This window comes from Lysinibacillus sp. 54212, assembly GCF_036662795.1.
Classification (GTDB): domain Bacteria; phylum Bacillota; class Bacilli; order Bacillales_A; family Planococcaceae; genus Lysinibacillus_B.
Map to the genome: position 1 here is coordinate 1 of NZ_JBAFWZ010000049.1, position 8,701 is coordinate 8,701.

The 8,701-nt window shown below is 39.7% G+C and carries 5 protein-coding genes and 1 other annotated feature; of the genes, 4 read left to right on the forward strand and 1 reads right to left on the reverse strand.

From position 1 onward, the window contains the following. Positions 1-745: 745 nt before the first annotated feature. The 3 genes from guaB to asnB all read left to right on the forward strand — a co-directional run bounded on the left by guaB (position 746) and on the right by asnB (position 5,630). Positions 746-2,212: an IMP dehydrogenase gene (gene guaB, locus V4T18_RS17940; RefSeq protein ID WP_332651770.1), complete on the forward strand. Its 1,467-nt coding sequence runs from the start codon at positions 746-748 to the stop codon at positions 2,210-2,212. 171 nt (positions 2,213-2,383) lie between these two features. Further along, on the forward strand, positions 2,384-3,679 hold the full coding sequence (locus V4T18_RS17945) for a D-alanyl-D-alanine carboxypeptidase family protein (RefSeq protein WP_442916962.1): 1,296 nt from the start codon (positions 2,384-2,386) through the stop codon (positions 3,677-3,679). A 115-nt stretch (positions 3,680-3,794) separates the two neighbouring features. Further along, positions 3,795-5,630, forward strand: a complete 1,836-nt coding sequence (gene asnB / locus V4T18_RS17950; protein ID WP_332651774.1) for an asparagine synthase (glutamine-hydrolyzing) — start codon at positions 3,795-3,797, stop codon at positions 5,628-5,630. Here asnB and pdxR read toward each other — a convergent pair. Then, the gene (gene pdxR, locus V4T18_RS17955; RefSeq protein ID WP_332651778.1) at positions 5,627-7,018 is read right to left on the reverse strand and encodes a MocR-like pyridoxine biosynthesis transcription factor PdxR; all 1,392 of its coding nucleotides are present in this window, start codon (positions 7,016-7,018) and stop codon (positions 5,627-5,629) included. The two genes, asnB and pdxR, sit on opposite strands and share 4 nt — an antisense overlap. Before the next feature lie 121 nt (positions 7,019-7,139). Next, positions 7,140-7,354 (forward strand) — a binding site (T-box leader). Positions 7,355-7,437: 83 nt separating this feature from the next. On the opposite strand from pdxR, the gene serS reads away from it, so the two are divergent. Beyond that, positions 7,438-8,701, forward strand: a 1,264-nt coding sequence (gene serS, locus V4T18_RS17960) for a serine--tRNA ligase (RefSeq protein WP_332651776.1), incomplete at its 3' end; no start/stop codon positions are given.

Below are 8,701 nucleotides of genomic sequence, written 5' to 3' on the forward strand. Positions count from 1 at the left end.
CGCCGATGGTAGTTGGGGGCTTCCCCCTGTGAGAGTAGGACGTCGCTAGGCACAATCAAAGGTCTGAGAATTTTCTCAGGCTTTTTTATTTTACTTAGAGTTCAATATCAAAATAGGTTCTTTACTAAAAATATAGAATTTTAACAGCATCTGAAGTGGTGAGTAACAGGAGAAACTGATCGGATTTACCCTTCGCTATAGGGCCAAATTTCCAGCATAAAACCGTCAAGTCATGAGGATATTTATCTGTGAGACAGCGGTGACCAACATCAGGTTATTTTCAGACGTCGCAGCAACTTTATTTACGACGAAAGTAAAGTAACAGTAGCACCAAAAAATGAATCAAGAGGAGGCTTGACCTCGACCGTGGAAAGCGACCTTTCGTAATTGAATGTGCAGACAAGTATTCGTTTTGTTAGAGATCCTCTTTTAGATAAAATGAAATTTTTTTAGTTTTTAATGGATTATTAACGGAAATGATTATTGTGATATTACCTAGAATACTATGCTTAAATGGGTATTTCTTTAATAAAATTCCGATGTAAATGGAATTTATAATGTATAGTATTTTTATATAAAAGAATAATTGAAAAATGAACGAAAAAAATGATAAGTAGTCGTTATCTATACATTTATAGTTACTTTGAATAGTCTGAATTATTTTTCTTTTTAAAGTTTCTTGACAGTACTAAGCGACGTTGTTAACCTTACAATAATATTCTTTTACGTAGGAGGAATTTTCGAAATGTGGGAAACAAAGTTTGTTAAAGAGGGTTTAACATTTGATGATGTATTATTAGTACCAGCGCATTCAGAAGTATTGCCGAAAGATGTTGATTTATCGGTACAATTAACACCAAAAATTAAGTTAAACATCCCTATGGTTAGTGCGGGTATGGATACAGTAACAGAAGCTAAAATGGCGATTGCTATGGCTCGTCAAGGCGGTATTGGGATTATTCATAAAAATATGAGTATAGATGAGCAAGCGGAAGAAGTAGAAAAGGTAAAACGCTCTGAGAATGGTGTTATTACAAATCCTTTCTTCCTTACGCCAGAGCATCAAGTGTTTGACGCAGAGCATTTAATGGGTAAATACCGCATTTCGGGTGTTCCAATCGTAAATAACATGGACGATCAAAAATTAGTTGGGATTATTACAAACCGTGATTTACGTTTTATTAGCGACTATTCTTTAAAAATCGATGATGTGATGACGAAAGAAGATTTAATCACTGCACCTGTAGGAACTACTTTAGAGGATGCTGAAAAGATTCTTCAGCAGTATAAAATTGAGAAGTTACCGATTGTTGATGAAGATCGTAAATTAATGGGCTTAATCACAATTAAAGATATTGAAAAAGTGATTGAATTCCCGAATGCAGCAAAAGATACACATGGTCGTCTATTAGTAGGTGCTGCAGTTGGTGTATCAAAGGATACGATGATGCGAGTAGCTAAGCTAGTAGAGGCACAGGTTGATATTATTACAATTGATACAGCTCATGGTCATTCAGCGGGAGTAATTGATACTGTACGTGAGATTCGTGAGACGTATCCAGAGCTTGAAATTATCGCAGGTAATGTAGCAACAGGTGAAGCGACTCGTGCATTATTAGAAGCTGGTGCGGATGTAGTGAAGGTGGGAATTGGACCAGGTTCAATTTGTACTACACGTGTTGTAGCGGGCGTTGGTGTACCACAAATTACAGCAGTTTATGATTGTGCAACAGTAGCACGTGAGTTTGGTAAAACGATTATCGCGGACGGTGGTATTAAATACTCTGGAGACATCGTAAAAGCACTAGCAGCTGGTGGGACAGTTGTAATGCTAGGTTCTCTTCTAGCTGGAACATCAGAATCTCCAGGGGAAACAGAAATCTTCCAAGGACGTCGCTTCAAAGTTTACCGTGGAATGGGCTCTATTGGTGCAATGGAAAAAGGCTCTAAAGACCGTTATTTCCAAGAGGATGCAAAAAAACTTGTTCCAGAAGGTATCGAAGGGCGCCTACCTTACAAAGGACCTTTAGCTGATACAATTCATCAGTTAGTTGGTGGTATTCGTGCGGGTATGGGTTACTGTGGTGCAGGAAGTCTAGAGAAATTAAGAGAAGAAGCTCAATTTATTCGTATGACAGGTGCCGGTTTACGTGAGTCACATCCACATGATGTACAAATCACAAAGGAAGCACCAAACTATTCAATCCAGTAATTACATGCAACTTTTATACCCCTCTAACGTCAAATTTTGAAGTTAGAGGGGTATTTTTATGATGAACATAACCCACCTTCCCCGCGTTTATGATAAAATGGCGAGGAGAAGAAAGAAAATGGAGGTAGCTTTGTGAAAAAGGTATGTACGAAATCATTAGTGAGCTTACTAATGATTCCGCTATTACTGCTGAGCATGTTTACTCAACCTGCAATGACAGCAAATGCGGAGACAGATTTAGGCTTAACAGTAGATGCAGCAATATTAATTGATGCAGAATCAGGTAAAATTTTATACGAGCAAAATGCTGAAACATCTTTAGGTATTGCAAGTATGACGAAAATGATGACAGAATACTTGCTATTAGATGCAATTAAAGAAGGAACGATTACATGGGAGCAGGAGTATCGTGTCACAGATTACACATATAAATTATCTCAAAATCGTGCATTAAGTAATGTACCACTTCGTGCAGACGGTTCATATACTATCCGCGAGCTGTATGATGCAATGGCAATCTACAGTGCAAATGCGGCAACTGTAGCGATTGCTGAAACAATTGCGGGTACTGAAACGGAATTCATTAAATTAATGAATAAAAAGGCGAAGGAATTAGGCCTTGAAGGATATAAGTTTGTTAACTCAACTGGTTTAAATAATGCTGATTTATTAGGTATGCATCCATCTGGTACGGGAGCAGAAGATGAGAACGTAATGCCAGCAAAATCTGTAGCGAAACTAGCTTATCATTTATTAAAAGATCACCCAGAAGTTTTAGAAACTTCAAATATTCCGAAGAAAGTTTTCCGTGAGGGTACAGATGATGCAATCAAAATGGAAAATTGGAATTTCATGCTGCCTGGCTTAGTTTATGAATATGCAGGCGTAGATGGCTTAAAAACAGGTACAACGGATTTTGCAGGACATTGCTTCACAGGGACGGCAGTACGTAATGATAAGCGTTTAATCGCTGTTGTCATGAAGGCTGTTGATTCTGAAGGTGTGGGGTCGTACAAAGCTCGATTTGATGCTACAGCAAAACTATTTGACTATGGTTTTGGACAATTCTCAAACCAAGAAATTATTCCGGCAAACTATGTATTTAAAGGTCAAAAAACAATTCCTGTTACAAAAGGAAAAGAAGATAAAGTAAATATTGCAGTAAAAGATTCTCTATCATTTATGATTAAATCAAATGAAAAAGATTTATATGTTCCTAAGCTTGTTCTTGATAAAAAAGAGATAGAGGCAGATGTAAAGGAAGGGACAGTTGTAGGAAAGCTTGTTTTAGAGCGTTCTGAAGGGTCAGATTATGGTTTTATTGATGGTTCTGAGCTAACACTTGATGTCGTAACAACAGACAGTGTAGAGCGTGCTAGTGGCTTTTCACTATTCTTCCAAGGTATCGGTAATTTCTTCGGAAATCTTTGGGGAAGTGTGACTGGCTTTATTGGCGGGTTATTCTAATCATTATATGAAAATACTAAACACACAATTCACAAATAGAATTGTGTGTTTTTTTCATGGACAACTTTAGAAAGGTGAGCTATTGTCATAAGCTACTACGTGAAGGAGTGTGAATATGTGTGGAATAACTGGTTGGGTTGATTATCAGAAGGATTTACGTTCCTCAATAGCAGTAATCGAAGGAATGACAAATGTATTAGCACACCGTGGTCCAGATGATGCCAATATAGCAGTATTTAATCATGCACTTTTAGGGCATCGTAGGTTAGCTGTAATTGACTTGGCCGGTGGAGTGCAGCCAATGTCAAAAAGTGTAGGACAGAAACGCTTTACGATTGTTTACAACGGAGAACTATATAATACAGAGGAAATACGCCAGTCCCTTATAGCGAATGGCTATACGTTTGCAACAACATCTGATACGGAGGTATTGCTAACCGCCTATATTGAATGGGGAGAGGCTTGTGTCCAACGTTTAAATGGTATATTTGCTTTTGGTGTATGGGATGAAACAGAAGAGACACTATTTTTAAGTCGTGATCGGATGGGGGTAAAGCCCTTATTCTATACGGAAGTAGCAGGTGGTCTTTTATTTTCATCAGAATTAAAGTCCCTTTTACAGCATCCAGACGTATCACCAGTTTTAAATATGACAGGATTAGCAGCCTTACTTAGTATCGGACCATCAAGAATACCGGGAACAGGGGTATATCAAAACATAAAGGAAGTACAGCCAGCACATTGTTTAACAGTTAGTCGGAAAGGTATAAAGTGTTGGCGATATTGGGATGTGAAGGAAAAAGAGCATGACCATAATGAGCAGGAAACGATCCAACACGTGAGAGTTCTATTACAAAATGCTGTTGAACGACAGCTAGTTAGTGATGTGCCGCTTTGTACATTTTTATCAGGTGGATTAGATTCGAGCTTATTGACGGCCTTTGCTGCGAATCACTATGCGGCCCAAGGGAAGGTACTGCATACGTATTCTGTGGATTTTGAAGGAAGCCAACAATTTTTTGAGAGCAATGCCTTCCAAAAAACACAGGATGGTTATTGGATTTCATTAATGCAAAAGGCATTTCAAACTGAACATCATGAAATCATACTTTCACAGCAGGCATTGATCGAGGCATTATATGAGGCGGTGCAGTTAAAGGACTACCCGAGTATGGTAGACATTGATAGCTCGCTATTATTATTATGTCGGGAAATTAAAAAGGATTTTACGGTTGCGTTATCAGGTGAATGTGCAGATGAGGTGTTTGGTGGGTATCCATGGTTTTTTGAAGGAGCAGATCAATTCCCTTGGATTCGTTCTATTCATGAGCGGCAAGCGCTATTAAATGATAAATGGCAGCGGAAGCTAAAGCTACCCGAGTTTATGGAGGCTGTTTATAATGACACAATAAGTAGCATCCCGAAATTTTCGAAGGGGAATGAAACGGAGAGTAAACGACAAGAGCTGTTTTATGTAAACAATATATTCTTTATGCAAACGCTGCTAGAGCGGAAAGATAGAATGAGTATGGGGGCCAGTTTAGAGGTACGCGTTCCATTTTCCGATCATCGATTAGTTGAATACGTATGGAATATTCCATGGTCGTTAAAAACCCTTGGCGGACAGGAGAAGGGTATTTTACGTAAGGCAGCGGAAGGAATTGTGCCAGATGAAATCGTGAATCGCAAGAAAAATCCCTATCCGAAAACATATCACCCGGCTTATACAAATGGTGTGAAGCTTCTTCTTGAGGATGTACTGCAACAAAAATCGAGTATTTTATATGAGCTCTTTCAGAAAGCACAGCTGGAGGAATTACTTGCAACAGGTGGTGCCTCTTTTAACAAGCCCTGGTTTGGCCAGCTAATGGCAGGTCCACAGTTGCTCGCTTATTTTGTCCAGCTGCACTATTGGTTTGAAAATTATCATGTTCAGTTAGTAGAAGATTAATGGGTAAAGCTGTTCATCAGTGCATGAACGGCTTCTTCTATTTTCTCTAACGGGATACCACCGAAGCCGAGCAGGAATGTTGGATGCTCGTATGGAATCGGTGCTAGGACGTATTTTGATAAAGGGTAAATATTTATATTCGCTTGTCGTGCACGAGCTTTTAGTTCACTCTCTGGTAAGGCGCTCGGTACAGATATGAGCACATGCATACCTGCTACATCTCCTGTAACCATAATATTAGGATAGTTTTTAGATAACACTGTAATCAGCTTATCATGCTTTTTCCGATATAGCTTTCGCATGCGATTTAAATGCTTAGAAAAGTGCCCGTCCTTCATAAAGTTCGCCAAAATATGTTGGTCAAATCGTGGAACGGTCGCTGAATAATAATTAAAAATTTCCCGATATTTTGGGACTAAGGAAAGGGGTAGAACAAAATACGCCACACGTAATGATGGCATGAGCGATTTAGTAAAAGTACTCATATAAATCACCTTGTCATTTTGATCGAGCCCTTGTAAAGCGGGAATTGGTTTTCCAATATAACGAAACTCACTATCATAGTCATCCTCAATAATATAGCGAGTTGGATTTTGTGCGGCCCATTTCAATAGCTGAGTACGTCTTGTCGCTGATAATACAGCCCCGGTTGGGAACTGATGAGACGGTGTAATATAGACAAGATCGGCTGCTGAGTTTTCAAGTTCATCGACGACTAGTCCATCTTCATCGACAGAAATAGGAATGGCCCGGTGTTGTAAATCGTTACGCGGGATGGCAGAGTAGCCGGGATTTTCTAATGCTAGCTTTGAATCGTCTTGGAATAGTCGGAGAATCATGGGCAGTAAATGCTCCGTTCCAGAACCGATGACAATTTGTTCTACGTTACAATGGATGCGGCGTGATTCGTATAAATACCGTGCTATTTGCGCACGTAGCTCCTGCTCACCTTGTCGATGTCCGATTTGTAATAAACTTTTAGATGATTCATCGAGTAGATCCTTCGCATATTTCCGCCAAATCTTAAACGGGAACCCATTCTCATCAATTTTCCCAGGAGAAAAATCAAAAATAAAGGATTCTACAGGGGATGGTATGGAAATAGGAGAAGAGATTGTTTTTTCAATATAGGGTAACTCATCAATCTCCTCGACAAAATAGCCAATCCTTGGTTTTGAGATAATATATCCTTCCGCGAGAAGTTGCCCATAAGACAGTTCGATCGTCGTCTGACTAATATTTAAAAACTCCGCAAGCTGCCGTTTTGAGGGAAGTTTAGTCCCGGTAGCGATTTGTTTTTGAATAATAGCGTCTTTTAAATTCAAATATAGCTGCTCGTATAACGGCTTATCATTATTTTTATCGAGCGCAAAAAGTAGTAGGTCGATAGAAATCATCCTCCCTGTCTGATGGTGTTCTTTTTGTTCTATTGTACAATAAGGGGGAGGTCAGAGGAAGCACTTGCAAAATTTAACGGCATATAGTACAGTATGGTTAAATTTTAAAATTGGTAATGCGATGATAGGAAATAGTAGCAGGTCCGTTTTTTTATAGAGAGTCAGCGGTTGGTGGAAGCTGATAAAAACACTTGTGAATCCGTCCAGGAGTTGCCTAGCTGAAGTTATAGTAGGCTAAGGTCGGTTGAAAAGCCGTTATGATATAAGTGGAGCAGACGAGTAGTCTGTTCAATTAGGGTGGCAACGCGGGTAGCTCTCGTCCCTTTTATAGGGATGGGGGCTTTTTTGTGTTTTATTGCACTAGAGCAGGAAAGTGTACCAATCATCACATAGAGTTGGAGGAATGAAAAATGTTAGACATTAAACGAGTTCGAGACAATTATGAAGAAGTGAAAAAAGTACTTCTTACACGTAATGAGGATTTAGGAAATATCGATGAGTTTGAAAGCTTAGATGTAAAGCGTCGTGATTTAATCGCGAAAACAGAAGTTTTAAAGGCAGAACGTAATAAAGTGTCTGAGCAAATTTCTGTGATGAAGCGCAATAAGGAAAATGCTGATGATGTGATTGCGCGTATGCGTGAAGTGGGCGATGAGATCAAAGCATTAGATGTAGCGCTTCGTGAAGTTGAAGAAAAATTTGAATACATGATGATGCGCCTGCCAAATATTCCACATGAATCTGTGCCGGTTGGTGAAACAGAGGATGACAATGTAGAAGTGTATACTTGGGGCGATAAGCCAGCCTTTGATTTTGAACCAATACCACACTGGGATGTTGCAACAGACTTAGAAGTAGTGGATTTTGAGCGTGCTGGGAAAGTAACAGGAAGCCGTTTCTTATTCTATCGTGGCTTAGGTGCTCGATTAGAGCGTGCCCTAATGAGCTTTATGATGGATTTACATTCTGACGAGCATGGCTATGAGGAAATGCTGCCACCGGTGGTCATTAACCGTGATTCTTTAACAGGTACAGGCCAATTACCAAAATTCGAAGAGGATGTATTCAAGCTAGATGGCTTAGATTACTTTATGGCACCAACTGCAGAAGTACCGGTGACAAACTTCTACCGTGATGAAATTTTAGATGGTGAGATGTTACCAAAAGGCTTTGCAGCATATAGCGCTTGCTTCCGTTCAGAGGCAGGTTCAGCTGGTCGTGATACACGAGGACTAATCCGTCAGCACCAATTCAATAAAGTTGAATTAGTTCGCTTTGTAAAACCTGATGAATCTTACGAGCAATTAGAGCTATTAACGGGTCATGCTGAGAAAGTATTACAACTTTTAGGCTTACCATACCGAAAGCTGTTAATGAATACATCTGACCTAGGCTTCACAGCAGCGAAAAAATATGATTTAGAAGTATGGTTCCCAACGCAAGATACCTACCGTGAAATCTCTTCTATTTCAAACTTTGAAGATTTCCAGGCGCGCCGTGCAAACATCCGTTTCCGCCGCGAGCAAGGAGCAAAGCCAGAATATGTTCACACATTAAACGGGTCAGGCTTAGCTATTGGCCGCACAGTAGCAGCGATTTTAGAAAACTACCAGCAAGCCGACGGAAGCGTGAAGATTCCTGAAGCATTAGTACCATACATGGGCGGGAAGACAG